At 59.3% G+C, this 19,686-nt stretch carries 13 protein-coding genes and 1 pseudogene; 9 read left to right on the forward strand and 5 right to left on the reverse strand.

The window, feature by feature from the left end; all coding sequences use genetic code 11:
• Positions 1-255: 255 nt before the first annotated feature.
• Genes QFW87_RS09350 through QFW87_RS09360 form a run of 3 tightly spaced genes read right to left on the reverse strand, consistent with a single transcriptional unit; the run spans position 256 to position 3,319 of the window.
• Positions 256-1,242: an alpha-L-glutamate ligase-like protein gene (locus QFW87_RS09350; protein WP_283190340.1), complete on the reverse strand. Its 987-nt coding sequence runs from the start codon at positions 1,240-1,242 to the stop codon at positions 256-258.
• Complete coding sequence (locus QFW87_RS09355; protein WP_283190341.1) at positions 1,242-2,777, reverse strand: inactive transglutaminase family protein; 1,536 nt, start codon at positions 2,775-2,777, stop codon at positions 1,242-1,244. Before QFW87_RS09355 ends, QFW87_RS09350 begins: the two co-directional genes overlap by 1 nt.
• 5 nt (positions 2,778-2,782) lie before the next feature.
• The gene (locus QFW87_RS09360) at positions 2,783-3,319 is read right to left on the reverse strand and encodes an ATP-dependent zinc protease (RefSeq protein ID WP_008146333.1); all 537 of its coding nucleotides are present in this window, start codon (positions 3,317-3,319) and stop codon (positions 2,783-2,785) included.
• 302 nt (positions 3,320-3,621) lie between these two features.
• Here QFW87_RS09360 and QFW87_RS09365 point away from each other — a divergent pair, with 302 nt between their 5' ends.
• The 7 genes and pseudogenes from QFW87_RS09365 (at position 3,622) to prpD (ending at position 13,512) form a co-directional block, all read left to right on the forward strand.
• The gene (locus tag QFW87_RS09365; protein WP_177327884.1) at positions 3,622-4,341 is read left to right on the forward strand and encodes a GntR family transcriptional regulator; all 720 of its coding nucleotides are present in this window, start codon (positions 3,622-3,624) and stop codon (positions 4,339-4,341) included.
• Positions 4,338-5,228 carry a methylisocitrate lyase gene (prpB, locus tag QFW87_RS09370; RefSeq protein ID WP_010456549.1) on the forward strand — a complete coding sequence of 297 codons (891 nt, stop codon included), beginning with the start codon at positions 4,338-4,340 and terminating at the stop codon, positions 5,226-5,228. The genes QFW87_RS09365 and prpB overlap by 4 nt, the downstream gene beginning before the upstream one ends.
• Positions 5,229-5,471: 243 nt before the next feature.
• Positions 5,472-6,599 (forward strand): 2-methylcitrate synthase, encoded by a 1,128-nt coding sequence (gene prpC / locus QFW87_RS09375; protein ID WP_095128807.1) that lies wholly within the window; start codon positions 5,472-5,474, stop codon positions 6,597-6,599.
• 202 nt (positions 6,600-6,801) lie between these two features.
• Positions 6,802-9,399: a Fe/S-dependent 2-methylisocitrate dehydratase AcnD gene (acnD, locus tag QFW87_RS09380; protein WP_283190342.1), complete on the forward strand. Its 2,598-nt coding sequence runs from the start codon at positions 6,802-6,804 to the stop codon at positions 9,397-9,399.
• Between the two features lie 54 nt (positions 9,400-9,453).
• The gene (gene prpF / locus QFW87_RS09385; protein WP_283183721.1) at positions 9,454-10,644 is read left to right on the forward strand and encodes a 2-methylaconitate cis-trans isomerase PrpF; all 1,191 of its coding nucleotides are present in this window, start codon (positions 9,454-9,456) and stop codon (positions 10,642-10,644) included.
• Positions 10,645-10,957: 313 nt separating this feature from the next.
• A pseudogene (locus QFW87_RS09390) lies at positions 10,958-11,919 on the forward strand (IS110 family transposase).
• A 108-nt stretch (positions 11,920-12,027) separates the two neighbouring features.
• The gene (gene prpD, locus QFW87_RS09395; RefSeq protein ID WP_283190343.1) at positions 12,028-13,512 is read left to right on the forward strand and encodes a 2-methylcitrate dehydratase; all 1,485 of its coding nucleotides are present in this window, start codon (positions 12,028-12,030) and stop codon (positions 13,510-13,512) included.
• A 7-nt stretch (positions 13,513-13,519) separates the two neighbouring features.
• Here the strand turns inward: prpD and QFW87_RS09400 are convergent, their stop codons facing one another.
• Positions 13,520-14,422: an EamA family transporter gene (locus QFW87_RS09400; protein ID WP_283190895.1), complete on the reverse strand. Its 903-nt coding sequence runs from the start codon at positions 14,420-14,422 to the stop codon at positions 13,520-13,522.
• A 137-nt stretch (positions 14,423-14,559) separates the two neighbouring features.
• Here QFW87_RS09400 and QFW87_RS09405 point away from each other — a divergent pair, with 137 nt between their 5' ends.
• Complete coding sequence (locus tag QFW87_RS09405; protein WP_283183723.1) at positions 14,560-15,969, forward strand: PLP-dependent aminotransferase family protein; 1,410 nt, start codon at positions 14,560-14,562, stop codon at positions 15,967-15,969.
• A 138-nt stretch (positions 15,970-16,107) separates the two neighbouring features.
• On the opposite strand, the gene QFW87_RS09410 is transcribed toward QFW87_RS09405, so the two are convergent.
• Positions 16,108-16,926 carry a pyruvate, water dikinase regulatory protein gene (locus QFW87_RS09410; protein ID WP_046047904.1) on the reverse strand — a complete coding sequence of 273 codons (819 nt, stop codon included), beginning with the start codon at positions 16,924-16,926 and terminating at the stop codon, positions 16,108-16,110.
• 197 nt (positions 16,927-17,123) lie between these two features.
• Between QFW87_RS09410 and ppsA the strand changes: the two genes are divergently transcribed.
• A complete protein-coding gene (gene ppsA, locus QFW87_RS09415; RefSeq protein WP_283183724.1) occupies positions 17,124-19,499 on the forward strand; it encodes a phosphoenolpyruvate synthase in 2,376 nt (791 codons plus the stop codon).
• Positions 19,500-19,686 lie beyond the last annotated feature (187 nt).

The raw sequence follows: 19,686 nt of genomic DNA on the forward strand, positions 1-19,686 counted from the left end.
GGGAATTGCTCCTAGAGGGGATGTCGGGGATTGGCAGGTTGGTGGAGGTTCAGGATTTGTGTCGGATTCAAAAGCCACCCCTCACCCCAGCCCTCCCGAAACGTCGGACCGCCCCAGTGGGGAGAGGGGGAAAGGGAGCAGATTGGGGGCTTTTCAAAACTTGAGTTCGGCTCGGGCTTTCAGGTCGACGCAGCTCCAAGAACACCTCGGTCAGTCCCCTCTACCTCTGGGAGAGGGTTAGGGTGAGGGACGATTTCAGCCCTCAACCGCAGGAATATGCCCAAACATTTCCTGAACAAACTCAACCCGCTCCTGCACCGTCTCAACAACCCCGCGAGCCTTCAACTCTTCAATTCGCGCCTCGACCGCATGGGTACGCAACGTCAGCCCACAATCATTAGCAATCTGAATGTTCAACCCAGGCCGTGCGTTGAGCTCAAGAATCAGCGGCCCTTTCTCCTGGTCCAGCACCATGTCGACACCGATATAACCCAGCCCGCACAGCTCATAGCAGCCCGCGGCAAGTTTCATGAAACCGTCCCAGTAGGGCAGTTGCACGCCATCCACTGCGTTGGTGGTGTCCGGGTGTTTGGTGATGATGTTATTCAGCCAGGTGCCGCGCAGGGTCAGGCCGGTGGCCAGGTCCACGCCCACGCCGATGGCGCCCTGGTGCAGGTTGGCCTTGCCGCCGGACTGGCGGGTGGGCAGCCGCAGCATGGCCATCACCGGATAGCCCATCAGCACGATGATCCGAATGTCCGGCACGCCTTCATAGCTGATGCTCTTGAAGATCTGGTCCGGGGTCACGCGGTACTCGATCAGCGCCCGATCCCGGTGACCGCCCAGGGAATAGAGGCCGGTCAGGATGCTGGAGATATGGTGCTCGATTTCCTCATGGCTGATGATCTTGCCGGACACTGTGCGATAGCGCCCCTCGAACCGGTCGGCAACCACAATGATGCCGTCACCGCCCGCGCCTTGGGCCGGTTTGATCACGAAATCGTTGCGCCCACCGATGATGTCGTTGAGGTTGTCGATTTCTTTTTCGGTGGAAATCACGCCATACAGTTCCGGCACATGAATGCCGGCGGCGATGGCGCGTTCCTTGGTGATGATTTTGTCATCGACAATCGGGTACAGACTGCGCTTGTTGTACTTGAGCACGTAGTCTGCGTTACGCCGATTGATCCCCATGATGCCCCGGGCTTCCAGGGCCTTCCAGGTCTTCCAGAAGCCGAACATCAGGCGTCAGCCTTCTTCAGGAAGGCCTTGAAACGCACCAGTTCGGTCAGGCGGTAGCCGCGATAACGCCCCATCGCCAGCATGAAGCCCACCAGGATCAACAGGATCGCCGGGAAGGTGAACACGAAGTAAACCAGCTCTGGCACGCTCATGATCAGGTGCGCCAGGGTGGCCGCGAACAAGGTGCCGATCGCCACTTTCATTGCATGCCCCGAACCGCGTTCTTCCCAGGTAATCGACAGGCGTTCGATGGTCATGGTCAGAATCACCATTGGGAACAGCGCCACCGACAACCCGCGTTCCAGGCCGAGTTTATGGCTGAGCAGGCTGATCGCCGCGATCAGCACCACCACGAAAGTCAGCACCACCGACAGCCTCGGCAGCATTTGCAGCTTCAAGTGTTCAAGGTAGGAGCGCAGCGACAGGCCCAGCGCCGTGATGATGGTAAACAGCACGATACCGAAGCCGAGCTGGGTTTCCCTGAAGGCGAGGGCGATCAGCACGGGAGTAAAGGTGCCGAGGGTTTGAATGCCGATCAGGTTGCGCAGGATCAAAATCACCAGCACACCGATCGGGATCATCACCATGATCATGAACGTCTGCTGGGTTTGCAGCGGCAAACCGTACAGCGAGTATTCGAGAAAGTTGGCGTCGGTGTTTTCGTCGGTCAGCTTGGCCAGGCGGATCGCATTCATCTCGCTGTTGTTCAGGCTGAAGGTAACGTTGGCTTTCTTGCCGCCATCGACAGTGATCAGGTTTTCGTCACCGGTCCACCACAGCAGGCGGTCGGTCGGCAGGCCCTGTTCACCGGTTTCCGGGTTGAAATACAGCCAGTCGGTGCCGTTGAAACTGCGCAGCCAGAGTTCCGGCATTTGCGGCTGGTCGGCCACCAGACGAATGGTGTGGACCTTTTCCACCGGCACGTGGGCGATGGACAGCACCAGCTCGACGATTTTCGCCTTGTGCCCGGGGGACGGATCGCCGCCCAGCAACAGCTTCACATTGTCGTCGTTGAGATTGTTGACACGCTTGATGGCTTCGCCGATGAAGGTTTCGACGTCGGCCGAGTGCTGGCGGATCGGTGCGAGCAGGGCTTCGGCGGCGACTTTTTCCGCGCCTTCGACGGCGATACTGTCGCGGAAGGTCGGGCCTTTGAGCTTGGACTTTTCACCGGTGTAGCGCTTGGTCAGCACCAGGCGGTAATAAAGGGTCTGATTGCCCTTGGCCCGACGTGCCGACCAGGTGACTTTGCGGTTGCCGTCGGCACGGTTCACGGCCACGCCGTAGTTATTGGAAATGAAGCTTTCGTTGAGGCTGACGTAGTCGCGGCTCAGCGGCGGCACGAACATCTGGATCTTGACCGGGTCCTTGGTACTGGCGACGAACTCGACTTTGGCGTCGATGTTCCACAAGTCGTCGGTGGCGTCTTCGGTCACGGGGATGCCGAGCACGAAGATCTGATAGGCCGTGACTGAAATACCCAGCACCACCAGGATGGCGATCAGGAATTTCAGGTGAAGGGTAAGAGAGCGCATTGGAATTACTCTGCGGTATGAGCGTCGGTGGCGCAGGCGGGTTTGCCAGCAGCGTATTTAAGACTGGGGTCGACCAGCGCATCGAAACGTTTCAGCGCTTCGGAGCCGATCAGGAGCGGGTATTGGAAGGCGCTACGGTCGGTCAAGTTCACTTCGATGCTGCGTAAAGCCGAACCCATGCAGATATTCAGCTCGATCACCGGACGGGCGGTGTACTTCTTGCCTTCTTCCGGGTCGTAGTCGCCGGCCCTGCGCTTGATCTTGCTGACGCGGGCCAGTGGCCGTTCGATCGGGTGCGAGTGCGCAGCGTCGATCGCCAGATAGAAGCGCACCCAGGATTCGCCATTGCGCTTGAAGCGTTTGATGTCACGGGCACTCAGGGACGCGGTTTTCGCCCCGGTGTCGAGTTTGGCGGCGACTTCCAGGTCGATGCCGTCCAGGGAGGCGTACTCGTTGAGGCCGTAAACAGTCTTTTCCCCCGCCGCGGCGAAACCGGGCAGGCAAAGAAGATAAAGGAAGGTGGGGAAGGGCTTGAGTCTCATAAATCCTGGTGCGCAGCGGTCCGTACTTCGATTCAAGGCCCTGGCATCGCTGCGCAAGCTCCCTCGTATGCCTATCAACTGTTTATGACAAGCAGTGCAGATGTCACAAACAAATGCGGCCGGCATTCTAGCACGGTGGTTTTATGGCGCCAGCGCCGGGAGGCGGCTATAAACAGAGGGACTGCTTCGTTAAGGTGCAGTCGGTTATTAGACGATTGTCGACAATACCTATTTATCCTTTGACTAAAAGGTCTGTATTCGCTAGTTTTTGCGGCATCAGCTTTCAAGGTGTCGACAATATGCTGGATCAACTCGATCCCCCGGTCATTGCCCAAGACGATTCCGAGACACTTTCCGAGAACGTCTTCCGCCGCATTCAGGCGGCCATCGTCAAGGGTGAGATCGCCCCGGGCAGCAAGATCTCCGAGCCGGAACTGGCGCGCACCTATGGCATCAGCCGCGGGCCGCTGCGTGAGGCGATCCACCGTCTGGAAGGCCAGCGCCTGCTGGTTCGCGTGCCGCACGTCGGGGCGCGGGTGGTTTCGTTGAGCCATGCCGAGCTGCTGGAACTCTACGAAATCCGCGAATCCCTCGAAGGCATGGCCTGCCGTCTGGCGGCCGAGCGCATGACCCTCGAAGAAATCGACGAACTGCGCCGGGTCCTCGAAACCCACGAGCGCGATGCGGCGTTTCAGGCCGGTGTCGGCTACTACCAGCAGGAAGGCGATTTCGACTTCCACTACCGAATCATCCAGGGCAGCGGCAACCGCACCCTGACGCAGATGCTCTGCGGCGAGCTCTATCAACTGGTGCGCATGTACCGCATCCAGTTTTCCACCACGCCCAATCGTCCGCGTCAGGCCTTTGCCGAGCACCACCGAATTCTCGACGCCATCGCCGACCGTGACGGTGAGCTAGCCGAGTTGTTGATGCGCCGCCATATCGGCGCCTCCAAACGCAATATCGCTCGTCACTACCAGGACGGCGCAAACCAGACAGCCACTGAACGAGGTGAGTCATGAGTTCCAACAAGAGCACTCCAGGCCAGCGTTTCCGCGATGCGGTCGCCAGCGAACATCCGCTGCAAGTGGTCGGCGCGATCAACGCCAATCACGCGCTGCTGGCCAAGCGCGCCGGTTTCAAGGCTATTTATCTGTCGGGTGGCGGGGTGGCTGCCGGCTCCCTCGGCGTGCCGGACTTGGGTATCACCGGTCTGGACGATGTGCTGACTGACGTACGTCGCATCACTGACGTCTGCGACCTGCCGCTGCTGGTGGACGTGGACACCGGTTTCGGTTCTTCGGCGTTCAACGTCGCGCGCACCGTCAAGTCGATGATCAAGTTCGGCGCGGCGGCGATTCACATCGAAGACCAGGTCGGCGCCAAGCGCTGCGGGCACCGTCCTAATAAAGAGATCGTGTCGCTGCAGGAAATGGTCGATCGCATCAAGGCTGCTGTCGATGCCCGCACCGATGACAGCTTCGTGATCATGGCCCGCACCGACGCCCTTGCGGTGGAAGGCCTGGAATCTGCACTGGATCGTGCCGCGGCGTGCATCGAGGCCGGCGCTGACATGATCTTCCCGGAAGCTATCACCGAACTGGACATGTACAAGCTGTTCGCCAACCGCGTGAAAGCGCCGATCCTGGCCAACATCACCGAATTCGGCGCGACGCCGCTGTACACCACCGAGCAACTCGCTGCTGCCGATGTGTCGCTGGTGCTGTACCCGCTGTCGGCGTTCCGCGCGATGAACAAAGCTGCAGAAAACGTCTACACCGCGATCCGCCGCGACGGCACGCAACAGAACGTCATCGACACCATGCAGACGCGCATGGAGCTTTACGATCGCATCGACTACCACACCTTCGAGCAGAAGCTCGATGCGTTGTTCGCCGCGAAGAAGTAATGACGAACGCACCTCTGTAGCAGCTGCCGAGCAGCGCGAGGCTGCGTTCGAGGCCGAAGGACTCGCCAAGCCGGGCAACCGTGCTTACAGGTTTTACGACTGCTTCGCAGCCGAACGCAGCCTCGCGCTGCTCGACAGCTGCTACGAGAGGACGCAGCCTCGCAGGCTCGACAGCTGCTACGAAAAGAATGTAACCGTGTAGAAATTGCAGATTCCCTAACAAATTCAAGATTGGAGACAGCAATGGCCGAAGCAAAAGTACTCAGTGGCGCCGGGCTCCGTGGCCAGGTTGCCGGGCAAACCGCACTGTCCACCGTGGGCCAGTCGGGCGCAGGCCTGACCTATCGTGGCTACGACGTTCGCGAACTGGCGGCTGACGCACAATTCGAAGAAGTGGCCTACCTGCTGCTTTACGGCGAACTGCCGACCAAAACACAACTCGCCGCTTACATCAGCAAACTGAGCAAGCTGCGCGACCTGCCGCAAGCGCTGAAAGAAGTGCTGGAACGCATCCCCGCCGACGCCCACCCGATGGACGTGATGCGCACCGGTTGCTCGTTCCTGGGCAACATCGAGCCGGAGAAGGACTTCTCCGAACAACACGACGTGACCGACCGCCTGCTGGCCGCGTTCCCGGCGATCATGTGCTACTGGTATCGCTTCAGCCATGACGGCAAACGCATCAGCTGCGTGAGCGACGAACAATCCATCGGCGGCCACTTCCTGCACCTGCTGCACGACAAGAAGCCGAGCGAGTTGCACGTCAAAGTGATGAACGTTTCGCTGATTCTCTACGCGGAACACGAGTTCAACGCCTCGACCTTCACCGCACGGGTTTGTGCATCGACGCTGTCGGACATGTACTCCTGCGTCACGGCCGCCATTGGCTCGCTGCGTGGTCCGCTGCATGGCGGCGCCAACGAAGCGGCGATGGAAATGATCGAGCGCTTCAGCTCGCCGGAAGAGGCGATCAAAGGCACCCTCGGCATGCTCGAGCGCAAGGACAAGATCATGGGCTTCGGTCACGCGATCTATAAGGACAACGATCCGCGCAACGAGGTGATCAAGGGCTGGTCGAAAAAACTCGCTGACGAAGTGGGCGACACCGTGTTGTTCCCGGTTTCCGAAGCCATCGACAAGACCATGTGGGAACAGAAGAAACTGTTCCCGAACGCCGACTTCTACCATGCGTCGACGTACCACTTCATGGGCATCCCGACCAAGTTGTTCACACCGATTTTCGTCTGCTCGCGCCTGACCGGCTGGGCGGCGCACGTGTTCGAACAACGTGCCAACAACCGCATCATCCGCCCGAGCGCCGAGTACGTCGGCGTCGAACAGCGCAAGTTCGTGCCAATCGAACAACGCTGAATGGTGGAGGCTGAGGCAGCTAACTGAAGGAACCGGGAACCCTGTGGGAGCGAGCCTGCTCGCGAAGACGGACTGACATCCAACAATGATGTCGACTGAAATACCGCTTTCGCGAGCAGGCTCGCTCCCACATTGGATCGTGTGACTTTCAGGGCTAGCGCCAGGCACCCACTTTCGCAACTACCGTGACCGAGTCCTGACGATGAACACTGAATTCCGTAAACCGCTGCCCGGCAGCCATCTGGATTACTTCGACGTCCGCGCGGCTGTCGAAGCCATCCAGCCCGGCGCCTACGACACTCTGCCGTACACCTCCCGCGTGCTGGCGGAAAACCTGGTGCGTCGCTGCGACCCGGCCACGCTCACCGAATCCCTGAAGCAATTCATCGAGCGCAAACGCGACCTCGACTTCCCGTGGTTCCCGGCCCGCGTGGTGTGCCACGACATTCTCGGCCAGACCGCGCTGGTCGACCTCGCCGGTCTGCGTGACGCCATCGCCCTGCAAGGTGGCGACCCGGCGCAAGTGAACCCGGTGGTGCCGACTCAATTGATCGTCGACCACTCCCTGGCCGTCGAGCGCGGTGGCTTCGATCCGGAGGCGTTCGAGAAGAACCGCGCCATCGAAGACCGTCGCAACGAAGACCGTTTCCACTTCATCAACTGGACCAAAAAGGCCTTCAAGAACGTTGATGTGATCCCGCCTGGCAACGGGATCATGCACCAGATCAACCTGGAGAAAATGTCTCCGGTGATCCAGGTGCGCGACGGCGTGGCCTTCCCCGACACTTGCGTCGGCACCGACAGCCACACTCCGCACGTCGATGCACTGGGCGTGATCGCCATCGGTGTCGGCGGTCTGGAAGCTGAAAGCGTGATGCTCGGCCGCGCGTCCTGGATGCGTCTGCCGGAAAGCGTTGGCGTTGAACTGACCGGCAAGCTGCAACCGGGCATCACCGCCACCGACATGGTGCTGGCGCTGACAGAGTTCCTGCGTCAGCAAAAAGTCGTCGGCGCGTGGCTGGAATTCTTCGGCGAAGGCGCCTCGGCGCTGACCCTCGGTGACCGCGCAACCATTTCCAACATGGCCCCGGAGTACGGGGCTACCGCAGCGATGTTCTACATCGACCAGCAGACCATCGACTACCTGAAACTCACTGGCCGTGAAGACGAGCAGGTGCAGCTTGTAGAGCAATATGCAAAGACCACAGGTCTGTGGGCTGACAGTCTGAAAGGCGCGCAATACGAGCGCGGGTTGACCTTCAACCTGTCCTCGGTAGTGCGCAATATGGCTGGCCCGAGCAACCCGCACGCCCGCGTCGCCACCTCGGACCTCGCGGCTCAAGGCATCTCCGGCCAGTGGGACGACGTTCCAGGCCAGATGCCGGACGGCGCGGTGATCATCGCCGCCATCACCAGTTGCACCAACACCAGCAACCCGCGCAACGTCATTGCCGCCGGCCTGCTGGCGCGCAATGCCAACAAGCTCGGGTTGACCCGCAAGCCGTGGGTCAAATCGTCCCTGGCGCCGGGTTCGAAAACCGTGGCGCTGTACCTCGACGAGGCCGGCCTGACCAGCGAGCTGGAACAACTCGGTTTCGGCATCGTCGCCTTCGCTTGCACCACCTGCAACGGCATGTCCGGCGCGCTGGATCCGGTGATCCAGCAAGAGATCATCGACCGCGACCTGTACGCCACTGCTGTGTTGTCCGGTAACCGCAACTTCGACGGCCGGATCCACCCGTACGCCAAGAACGCCTTCCTTGCGTCGCCGCCATTGGTCGTGGCTTACGCCATCGCCGGCACCATCCGTTTCGACATCGAAAAAGATGTGCTGGGCCTGGACGCCGAGGGCAAGGAAATCCGCCTGAAAGACATCTGGCCGAGCGACGAAGAAATCGACGCGGTGGTCAAGGCGTCGGTCAAGCCGGAGCAGTTCCGTCAGGTCTACATTCCGATGTTCGCCATCCACGAAGACACCGGCCCGAAAGTGACGCCGCTGTACGACTGGCGCGAGATGAGCACCTACATCCGCCGTCCGCCGTATTGGGAAGGCGCGCTGGCCGGGGCTCGTCCGCTGAAGGGCATGCGCCCGCTGGCGGTGCTGCCGGACAACATCACCACCGATCACCTGTCGCCTTCGAATGCGATCATGCTCGACAGCGCCGCCGGTGAATACCTGGCGAAAATGGGCTTGCCGGAAGAGGACTTCAACTCTTATGCAACGCACCGCGGTGACCACTTGACCGCGCAACGCGCGACCTTCGCCAACCCGAAACTGTTCAATGAAATGGTTCAGGAAAACGGCAAGGTCAAACAGGGTTCGCTGACTCGCGTCGAGCCGGAAGGCCAGGTCATGCGCATGTGGGAAGCCATCGAAACCTACATGGAACGCAAGCAGCCGCTGATCATCATCGCCGGCGCCGACTACGGTCAGGGTTCGTCCCGCGACTGGGCAGCCAAAGGTGTGCGTCTGGCGGGTGTGGAAGCGATTGCGGCCGAAGGCTTCGAGCGCATTCACCGCACCAACCTGGTGGGCATGGGCGTGTTGCCGCTGGAATTCAAACCGGGCACCGACCGCAAGACATTGGGCATCGATGGCAGCGAAACCTACGATGTGATCGGTGAGCGCACCCCGCGTGCCGAGCTGACGCTGGTGATCAACCGCAAGAACGGCGAACGCGTCGAAGTGCCGGTGACCTGCCGCCTCGACACCGCCGAAGAAGTGTCGATCTATGAGGCGGGCGGCGTGCTGCAACGCTTCGCTCAGGACTTCCTCGAAGAATCGGCGGTTGCCGTTTAACACGATGAGTTCGGGCGGGGCCATGCGGTCCCGCTCGATCCTAAAAGGAACATCATGGCTCACGCACCCCAGATCAAAATCCCCGCCACCTACATGCGTGGCGGCACCAGCAAAGGCGTGTTCTTCAGCCTGAAAGACCTGCCCGAAGCGGCACAGATTCCAGGGCCTGCTCGCGATGCCTTGTTGCTGCGCGTGATCGGCAGCCCCGACCCGTACGACAAGCAAATCGACGGCATGGGCGGCGCGACCTCCAGCACCAGCAAAACCGTGATCCTGTCGAAAAGCATCAAGGCCGATCACGACGTCGACTATCTATTCGGTCAGGTGTCCATCGATAAGCCTTTCGTCGATTGGAGCGGCAACTGCGGCAACCTGTCGGCAGCGGTCGGTTCGTTTGCTATCAGCAATGGTTTGGTGGACGCTAGCCGCATTCCGCAGAACGGCGTTGCCGTGGTTCGCGTGTGGCAGGCCAACATCGGCAAGACCATCATCGCCCACGTGCCGATCACCAATGGTGAAGTGCAGGAAACCGGTGATTTCGAACTTGACGGCGTGACCTTTCCGGCCGCTGAAGTGCAGGTCGAATTCATGGATCCGGCAGCAGAAGAAGAGGGCGGCGGTGGTTCGATGTTTCCTACCGGCAATCTGGTCGATGACCTCGAAGTGCCGGGTGTCGGAACCTTCAAGGCGACCATGATCAATGCCGGTATTCCGACGATTTTCGTCAATGCCGAAGACATCGGTTACACCGGCACTGAGCTGCAAGGCGCGATCAACAGCGATCCGAAAGCGTTGCTGATGTTTGAAACCATTCGGGCTTACGGCGCATTGCGCATGGGCCTGATCAAGGATCTGGACGAAGCGGCCAAGCGTCAGCACACGCCTAAGGTTGCTTTTGTGGCCAAGCCTGCGGACTACGTTGCTTCGAGTGGCAAAGCGATTGCGGCGGGCGATATCGATCTGTTGGTGCGGGCACTGTCCATGGGCAAATTGCACCACGCGATGATGGGCACAGCGGCGGTGGCGATTGGTACGGCAGCGGCGATTTCCGGCACGCTGGTGAATCTTGCGGCGGGGGGTATTGAACGCAATGCTGTGCGCTTTGGGCATCCGTCCGGCACCTTGCGCGTGGGTGCTGAGGCGAGCCAGGTGAACGGTGAATGGACTGTGAACAAAGCCATCATGAGCCGCAGTGCGCGGGTGTTGATGGAGGGCTTTGTCCGGGTGCCGGGCGACTGTTTCTGACACAAATCCAGAAATAAACACAAAACCCTGTGGGAGCGAGCCTGCTCGCGAAGAGGCCATAACATTCAACATCAATGTTGCCTGTCACACCGCCTTCGCGAGCAAGCTCGCTTGTATGTTTAGACTTGAAGGGGTGGGCGGGACTAAAAGCTCGATTCTGACTCTGACCAGTACAGACCGTGGGAGACTTCTCATCCCGCCCCTTCTACCCAAAGCGCCGATAAGGAATTCATCGGTAAAACCGACGATAGAGGCAAGCCAGCGCAACGGTAGACCCCGACAAGCTCTTAAACCCTAGCTCCGAGGATTCGTCATGACAATCCTTACTTCGCAGACGGTGGTTGGCGTCGATATCGCCAAGGCCGAAATAGTTGTCTATCGCTCCGACCGGCTAACCACTGACACCATCAAGAACGATCGAACAGCCCTCAAACGCTGGCTTAAAACATTGCCCGCCCAAAGCGCTATCGCCGTTGAAGCCACCAACATCTACCACCTGGACACCGTCGAGCTGGCCCATGCGATGGGGCACCAGGTCTATGTCGTGGATGCTTATCGGGTGAGCAACTATCGCCGCGGCATCGGCCAACGAGCCAAGAACGATCCCTGCGATGCCCGTCTGCTGGCGCGTTATTTGACGAACGAACAAGACGGACTGCGGATCTGGAGCCCACCACCCAAGGCCTACACCTCGCTGAAAAGCCTGCTCCACAGACGTGCAACGCTGATCCAGAACCATGCCGGTCTGATGCTGAGCTGGGCCAATGAACCCTTGTTGAAGAAAGTACAGAGCGCCCAGCAAAAGGCCTTCAAGCAAGCGGATCAGGCCATTCAGAAACTGCTGCGCAAGGTCAGCAAAGAGGCGGGTATTGAAGAGAATATCGACCGCTGCAAAGCCATCGAAGGGGTTGGCGAACTGACTGCAACCGGGTTGGCGACGACCTTTATGCGCGGTGATTTTGCCAATAGTGATGCGTTCATCGCGTTTCTAGGGATGGACCTTACGGTCGATGACTCCGGGAAGAAGAACGGCCCCCGGCACCTGACAAAAAAAGGGGATCCGGAAGTCCGCCGGTTGGCTTACAACGCCGCAATGGCAGCCTGTCGCTCAGCTAAATGGAAACCGTTTTACGAGTCGTATTTGGCAAGAGGCTTCTCGAAAACCCAGGCCTTGGTGGCCCTTGCCCGGAAACTCTGCCGGGTGGCATTTGCCCTGATGAAAAATCAGAGCGAATACCACCCGGCCTGAGGTTGCGGGGTTGCCCTGCAACATAGAATCTCCCACAGTTGATCTCGATTACCAAAATAAGAAAGTAGTAACTGACTGAGATTGCCCCCTGAACCGAGGTCCCATTAACGAACCACTTCAAGAGTGAATCGAACATGAGCACCAACGTCGACCAGAACAACCGCCCCGACTACGACACGGTCCTGCAGGACATTGCCGACTACGTCCTCAACTTCAAGATCCAATCCGCCGAAGCCCTCGACACCGCCCGCAATTGCCTGATGGATACGTTGGGCTGCGGCCTGCTGGCCCTGCGCTTCCCCGAGTGCACCAAACACCTTGGCCCGATCGTCGAAGGCACCGTCGTCCCGTTCGGCGCTCGCGTCCCCGGCACCAGTTATCGCCTCGACCCGGTCAAAGCAGCGTGGGATATCGGTTGCATCGTCCGCTGGCTCGACTACAACGACACCTGGCTCGCGGCCGAGTGGGGCCATCCGTCCGATAACCTCGGCGGCATTCTCGCGGTGGCGGACCACTTGTCGCAAAAACGCCTCGCCAATGGCGATGCGCCGCTGACCATTCGCGTGGTGCTCGAAGCCATGATCATGGCTCACGAAATCCAGGGGGTGATCGCGCTGGAAAACTCCTTCAATCGCGTAGGCCTGGATCACGTCATTCTGGTGAAAGTCGCCTCGACCGCTGTCACCGCCAAGCTGATGGGCGCCAATCACGAGCAGTTGTTGTCCGCATTGTCCCATGCGTTCGCCGACGGTCAGGCGCTGCGCACTTACCGTCATGCGCCGAATGCCGGATCGCGTAAATCCTGGGCGGCCGGCGATGCGTCCAGTCGCGGCGTGCGGCTTGCGGACATCGCAATGCGTGGCGAAATGGGCATCCCCGGCGTACTGACCGCCAAACAATGGGGCTTCTACGACGTGCTGTTCAGCCACACCAACAACGACCTGGCGCTCAAGCCTGAAGACAAACGCGCGTTCAGCTTCTCCCGGCCGTACGGCAGCTACGTGATGGAAAACGTGCTGTTCAAAATCAGCTTCCCGGCCGAGTTCCACGCGCAAACGGCGTGCGAAGCCGCCGTTACGTTGCATCCGCAAGTCAGAAATCGCCTGCACGAAATCGACAAAATCGTCATCACCACCCACGAATCGGCGATCCGCATCATCTCCAAGGTCGGCCCGCTGGCCAACGCTGCGGACCGTGACCATTGCCTTCAGTACATGACCGCCGTGCCGCTGGCGTTCGGCAATCTGGTGGCCGAGCAGTACGAAGACGACTTCCACGCGGCGCATCCGATCATCGACGTGCTGCGCGAAAAAATGGTCATCGTCGAAGACCCACGCTACACCCGCGAATACCTGGAGGCCGACAAACGCTCCATCGCCAATGCGATACAGGTGTTCTTCAAGGACGGCTCCAGCACCGAAAACGTATTGGTGGAGTACCCGATCGGCCATCGCCGTCGCCGCACCGACGGCATTCCGCTGCTGGAAGAGAAGTTCAAGGCCAACCTGACTACGCGCTTCACGGCCCAGCGCAGCGCCGAGATCTTTGCATTGTGCAAGGATCAGGCTGCGCTTGAGGCGACACCGGTGAATCGGTTTGTGGATTTGTTTGTGATCTGACCGTCGCCTAGGGGTTTGCTTTTTTGCCGATGAGCCACTTTTCCACAGGTAATTTGGTGATCGCAAACCCCGTCAGCAAAATCGCCGAGTACATCATCAGTTCCCGGGACAAGGCTTGCCCCTCGTACCAGGCACCGATGATCACCGCGAACACCGGAAAAATGATGAACACAAACGACAGAATGATCGGGCTCAGTCGCTTGAGCAGCAGGAAGTAAACGATAAACCCGCCCACCGACGCCACCAGTCCCAGATAGAACAGGGCGCTCCACGAACGCGCGGTGATGGCATCGAACACCGGTGCTTCGACACTCAATCCGGCGACAAACAGCATCAGCCCGGCGATGCCAATGGGCAGCGTGTTGTAGGTGATGACGCTAATCGCCGTACCGTGGTTTTTCGTCACCACGTAACACAGCGCATGCATCACCGCGGCGCAGAGAATCGCCAACACCCCGAGCAATTCGGCATGGTCCAGATACAGCCCTTGGCTGCGGATGATCATGAACAGGCTGCCGAAACCGATAGCGATGCCGAGCACTTGCGAGGGGTAGATTTTCTCCCGCAGAAACAGCGCGGAAAACAGCAGGATGAACACCGGCATGCAGCTGAACAGCAGCGCCGTCAGGCCGGACGAAACGTGCATCTCGCCGTAGTTGAGCAAGTAATACGGCAGGCTGAAATACGACAGCGTGACGAAGACAAAAAACCAACGGCTTTCCTTGGGAAACAGCAGCGGCTCACGACGTATCAGGGCGAAGCCGAGAAATAACGGAAAAGCGATCAGGAACCGCAGGCCGGCAGCAGTTAGTGGCGGCACGCTTTCAACGGCAATCTTGATCCCGAGCCACGTGGTGCCCCAACTCAGGCACACGATCAGGAACAACACGCTGGTGATCAGGGCGGCCAGCCAGGGTTTGGCAGTACGTGAAGGTACGCTGATGGCGATGGACATGATCGAACTCCTTTTGTCGTCGGAATTGACCTTCATCTGCAAAAGGTCTATCCCTGATTGAACCTGTTTCAAGCACGCTATTCGGGGCTGGAATGACTGTCAAAACAAGTATTGCCATGGTGTCAATCCTGCGCGACGGCCTCGCCAATGGTCTGGGGGTGAAATACAAACGCCTCGCCGACGCGATCGAAAAAGGCATCGCTGAAGGGCTGATCGAGCCCGCCAGCAAATTGCCGCCTCATCGGTTGCTGGCGGATAGCCTCGGCGTGACTATCGGTACCATCAGCCGCGCTTACGGTGAACTCGAACGTGTGGGATTGGTGGTCGCGCGGGTGGGGGACGGCACGTATGTGCGTCAGCGCGGAATGGAACGATCGCGGGACCGTGGCTTTCGCAATGTCAGTGATGAACCGCGGGCGTTTTTTGACATGAGCCGCAATCAACCGATTCCGGGGCAGGAAGCGCTTTTTTTGAGTCAGAGCCTGCAAGCGTTGTCCCTTGATCCTGAGGCGTTGCAACACATCAGTGGCTACACCGCCGATGTCGGTTTGCCACGCTATCGTGCGGCGGGCGCGCACTGGCTCAGGCATAAAGAGTTTGTCCCGAACACCGAGCAGATCGTTTGCGTGAACGGCGGCCAGCACGGCCTGTTGTGTGCCTTGATGGGGTTGCTCAAGGCAGGCGATACGTTGGTGACGGAGCACCTGACCTACCCGGGGTTGATCAGCGTCGCACGCCAGCTCGGGATAAAACTCATCGGTGTCGGGATGGATGATGAAGGACTGATGCCCGATGCCCTGGAGGAGGTTTGCCGCAACCATCGTGTCTCGGCGCTGTATTGCACGCCGACGATCCAGAATCCTACGGCTGCAGTGATGTCCGTCGCACGGCGCGAGGCGATTGCAGAGGTCTGTCGGCAGCACAATCTGTTGATCTTTGAAGACGAAGCCCACGCGGTATTAGCTCAACAGCGACCGTTGCCCTTGAGCCATTTCGCCCCGGAGCGTTCGGTGCTGATCGGCAGCCTGAGCAAGGCGGTTTCGGCGGGTTTGCGAGTCGGTTACCTGCATGCGCCGCAACCGTTGATCGGACGCTTGAGCGCCGCTGTGCGCGGGACGTGCTGGATGGCCAGCCCGTTGTCGCTGGAGGTGGCGAGTCTGTGGATAGAAAACGGCATTGCCGAGCAGTTGCTGGGCCAGCAGATTGCCGAGATCGGTCGGCGCAAGGCGTTGGTGAGTGGTGTGCTGGAGGGCTTGGCGTACAAAACCCATCCCCATAGCCCGCACTTCTGGGTCGAAGTGCCCGAGCCGTGGCGGGCCTCGCAGATTGCTGAGGAACTCAAGGTGAATAATTATCTGATCGCCACCGCTGAAGCGTTTGCGGTCGGGCATGGGGCGGTACCGCAGTTCATCAGGGCGAGTGTTTGTAATTCGGCGGGGGATGATCGGTTGTTGCTGCAAGGATTTGATGCGCTGGTGGGGGCATTAACAGAGTCCGTGTAATCGTTCATCGTCGGAACGCCGCCCGGAGCAGGCTCGCTCCCACAGTTGATCTCCAGTGGACACAGCGTTTGTGTACGACAGAGATCCACTGTGGGAGCGAGCCTGCTCGCGATAGCGATGTAACTGTCGCCGAAAAATCTACTTGAACCGCCGTTCGACGCCTTTCTCCACCAGAATCTTCGCCGAAATCTCTTCCACCGAAAAATGCGTGGAATTGATGTGCGGAATGTTCTCGCGGCGGAACAGATTCTCCACCTCACGCACTTCGAATTCGCACTGTGCGTAGCTCGAATAGCGGCTGTTGGGCTTGCGCTCGTTGCGAATCGCGGTGAGGCGGTCCGGGTCGATGGTCAGGCCGAACAGTTTGTGCTGGTGGGCACGCAGGGTGCCTGGCAGTTGCAGGCGTTCCATGTCGTCTTCGGTCAGCGGGTAGTTGGCCGCGCGGATGCCAAATTGCATGGCCATGTACAGACACGTCGGCGTCTTACCACAACGCGACACGCCCACTAGGATCAGGTCCGCCTTGTCGTAATAATGCGTGCGCGCGCCATCGTCGTTGTCGAGGGCGAAGTTCACCGCCTCGATCCGCTCCATGTAATTGGAGTTGCTGCCAATCGAGTGGGATTTGCCGACGGTGTAGGAAGAATGCTCGGTCAGTTCCTGTTCAAGAGGCGCCAGAAAGGTCGAGAAAATGTCGATCATGAAACCATTGGACGTTGCGAGGATCTCACGGATGTCCTGATTGACAATGGTGTCGAAGATGATCGGCCGAAAACCATCGTTTTCAGCGGCTTTGTTGATTTGTTGTACCATGACCCGCGCTTTATCAGCGTTGTCGATGTACGGCTTCGTGAATTTGCTGAAGGTAATGTTTTCGAACTGCGCCAGGAGGCTTTGACCCAGGGTTTCGGCTGTGATGCCGGTGCCATCGGAGATAAAGAAAGCAGATCGTTTCATTTGCACCTTGGGCCTTAAGTGAGTGTCCTGTATCACAGGACACTTGTGACGAATCTTGGATATGATAGGCGCGATTTGCCGGCCGCCAGTGGCCCGCATTCTCACTTATTTTCCAGGTCCAGGCCATACAGCTGGCAAACGCTCCCTGTAGCAGCCGGCTTCTGAGCTTTTCCAACACAGTTAGTGGAGAGATCACCTTGGTAGAGTACGTAGTTTCCCTCGATAAGCTCGGCGTCCATGATGTAGAGCACGTAGGGGGCAAGAACGCATCCCTGGGCGAGATGATCAGTAACCTTGCAGGTGCCGGTGTATCGGTGCCCGGTGGCTTCGCCACGACAGCTCAGGCTTATCGTGATTTTCTCGAGCTGAGCGGCCTGAACGATCAGATCCACGCTGCCCTCGACGCCCTGGACGTCGACGATGTCAATGCCCTGGCCAAGACCGGCGCCCAGATCCGTCAATGGATCATGGAAGCCGAATTCCCCGAGAAGCTCAACGCCGAGATCCGCACTGCGTTCGCTACGCTGTCGGCCGGCAACCCTGACATGGCCGTGGCCGTGCGCTCTTCCGCTACCGCCGAAGACCTGCCGGACGCTTCCTTTGCCGGTCAGCAGGAAACCTTCCTGAACATCCGTGGTGTCGAAAACGTTATTCGCGCCGCCAAAGAGGTGTTCGCTTCTCTGTTTAACGACCGCGCGATTTCTTACCGCGTCCACCAGGGCTTCGACCACAAGCTGGTAGCCCTGTCGGCTGGCGTGCAGCGCATGGTCCGCTCCGAAACCGGCACCGCCGGCGTGATGTTCACCCTCGATACCGAATCGGGCTTCCGTGACGTGGTGTTCATCACCGGCGCCTACGGCCTGGGTGAAACCGTCGTACAAGGCGCGGTGAACCCGGATGAGTTCTACGTCCACAAAGGCACGCTGGCAGCCGGTCGTCCGGCCATCCTGCGTCGCAACCTGGGCAGCAAAGCCATCAAGATGATCTACGGCGAAATCGCCACGGCCGGTAAGTCGGTCAAGACCATCGACGTCGACAAGGCTGATCGCGCACGTTTCTGCCTGAGCGACGCCGAGGTCAGCGAGTTGGCCAAGCAAGCGATGATCATCGAGAAGCACTACAAGTGCCCGATGGACATCGAATGGGCCAAAGACGGCGACGACGGCAAGCTCTACATCGTTCAGGCCCGTCCTGAAACCGTGAAGAGCCGTACCTCGGCGAACGTCATGGAACGCTACCTGTTGAAAGAAACCGGCACCGTGCTGGTTGAAGGTCGCGCCATCGGTCAGCGCATCGGCGCCGGCAAGGTGCGCATCATCAAGGACGTGTCCGAGATGGACAAAGTCCAGCCAGGCGACGTACTGGTCTCCGACATGACCGACCCGGACTGGGAGCCGGTCATGAAGCGCGCCAGCGCCATCGTCACCAACCGTGGCGGTCGTACCTGCCACGCGGCGATCATCGCTCGCGAGTTGGGCATTCCTGCTGTAGTCGGTTGCGGCAACGCCACCCAGCTGTTGAAAGACGGCCAGGGCGTGACCGTTTCCTGCGCTGAAGGCGACACCGGTTACATCTTCGAAGGCGAACTGGGCTTCGACATCAAGAAAAACTCCGTCGATGCCATGCCTGATCTGCCGTTCAAGATCATGATGAACGTCGGCAACCCGGACCGCGCCTTCGATTTCGCTCAGCTGCCGAACGCCGGTGTGGGCCTGGCCCGTCTGGAGTTCATCATCAACCGCATGATCGGTGTTCACCCGAAAGCGCTGTTGAACTACGACGGCCTGCCGCAGGACATCAAGGACAGCGTCGACAAGCGCATCGCCGGTTACGACGATCCGGTTGGCTTCTATGTCGACAAACTGGTTGAAGGCATCAGCACCCTGGCCGCCGCGTTCACCCCGAAAAAGGTCATCGTGCGCCTGTCGGACTTTAAGTCCAACGAATACGCCAACCTGATCGGCGGCAAGCTCTACGAGCCGGAAGAAGAAAACCCGATGCTGGGCTTCCGCGGTGCTTCGCGTTACATCAGCGAAGCGTTCCGTGACTGCTTCGAACTCGAGTGCCGCGCCCTCAAGCGTGTGCGCAACGAGATGGGCCTGACCAACGTTGAAATCATGGTGCCGTTCGTCCGTACCCTGGGCGAAGCTAGCCAAGTGATCGATCTGTTGGCCGAAAATGGCCTAGCCCGCGGTGAGAATGGTCTGCGCATCATCATGATGTGCGAACTGCCGTCCAACGCGATCCTCGCGGAAGAATTCCTCGAGTTCTTTGACGGCTTCTCCATCGGCTCCAACGACCTGACCCAGCTGACCCTGGGCCTGGATCGTGACTCCGGGATCATCGCGCACCTGTTTGACGAGCGTAATCCGGCGGTCAAGAAGCTGCTGGCTAACGCGATTCAGGCCTGCAACAAGGCTGGCAAGTACATCGGCATTTGCGGTCAGGGCCCTTCGGACCACCCTGATCTGGCCAAATGGCTGATGGAGCAGGGCATCGAAAGCGTTTCGTTGAACCCCGATTCCGTACTGGAAACCTGGTTCTTCCTGGCTGAAGGTCAGGCGCAGGCTTGACCCTGTAGGAGCGAGCCTGCTCGCGATGGACTGCAGAACGCCGCGTTTTTTCAGCATGAACGCGTTATCGTTGGCGACCATCGCGAGCAGGCTCGATCCTACAATGATTGGCAGCGTGGTCGGTGAACGCTGCCTTTAAGATTCAAGTAGGGCGGGCTCCTCTGGAAGCCGCCCTTTTTTGTGCAAG

Origin of the sequence: Pseudomonas sp. PMCC200344, assembly GCF_030053095.1 — a bacterium.
Classification (GTDB): Bacteria; Pseudomonadota; Gammaproteobacteria; order Pseudomonadales; family Pseudomonadaceae; genus Aquipseudomonas; species Aquipseudomonas svalbardensis.

Bases quoted from the DNA above. Each gene is read 5' to 3' on its own strand.
- QFW87_RS09350 (WP_283190340.1), bottom strand. From the start codon at position 1,242: ATGTTCGGCTTCTGGAAGACCTGGAAGGCCCTGGAAGCCCGGGGCATC.
- QFW87_RS09355 (WP_283190341.1), bottom strand. From the start codon at position 2,777: ATGCGCTCTCTTACCCTTCACCTGAAATTCCTGATCGCCATCCTGGTG.
- QFW87_RS09360 (WP_008146333.1), bottom strand. From the start codon at position 3,319: ATGAGACTCAAGCCCTTCCCCACCTTCCTTTATCTTCTTTGCCTGCCC.
- prpB (WP_010456549.1), top strand. From the start codon at position 4,338: ATGAGTTCCAACAAGAGCACTCCAGGCCAGCGTTTCCGCGATGCGGTC.
- prpC (WP_095128807.1), top strand. From the start codon at position 5,472: ATGGCCGAAGCAAAAGTACTCAGTGGCGCCGGGCTCCGTGGCCAGGTT.
- acnD (WP_283190342.1), top strand. From the start codon at position 6,802: ATGAACACTGAATTCCGTAAACCGCTGCCCGGCAGCCATCTGGATTAC.
- prpF (WP_283183721.1), top strand. From the start codon at position 9,454: ATGGCTCACGCACCCCAGATCAAAATCCCCGCCACCTACATGCGTGGC.
- prpD (WP_283190343.1), top strand. From the start codon at position 12,028: ATGAGCACCAACGTCGACCAGAACAACCGCCCCGACTACGACACGGTC.
- QFW87_RS09405 (WP_283183723.1), top strand. From the start codon at position 14,560: ATGACTGTCAAAACAAGTATTGCCATGGTGTCAATCCTGCGCGACGGC.
- QFW87_RS09410 (WP_046047904.1), bottom strand. From the start codon at position 16,926: ATGAAACGATCTGCTTTCTTTATCTCCGATGGCACCGGCATCACAGCC.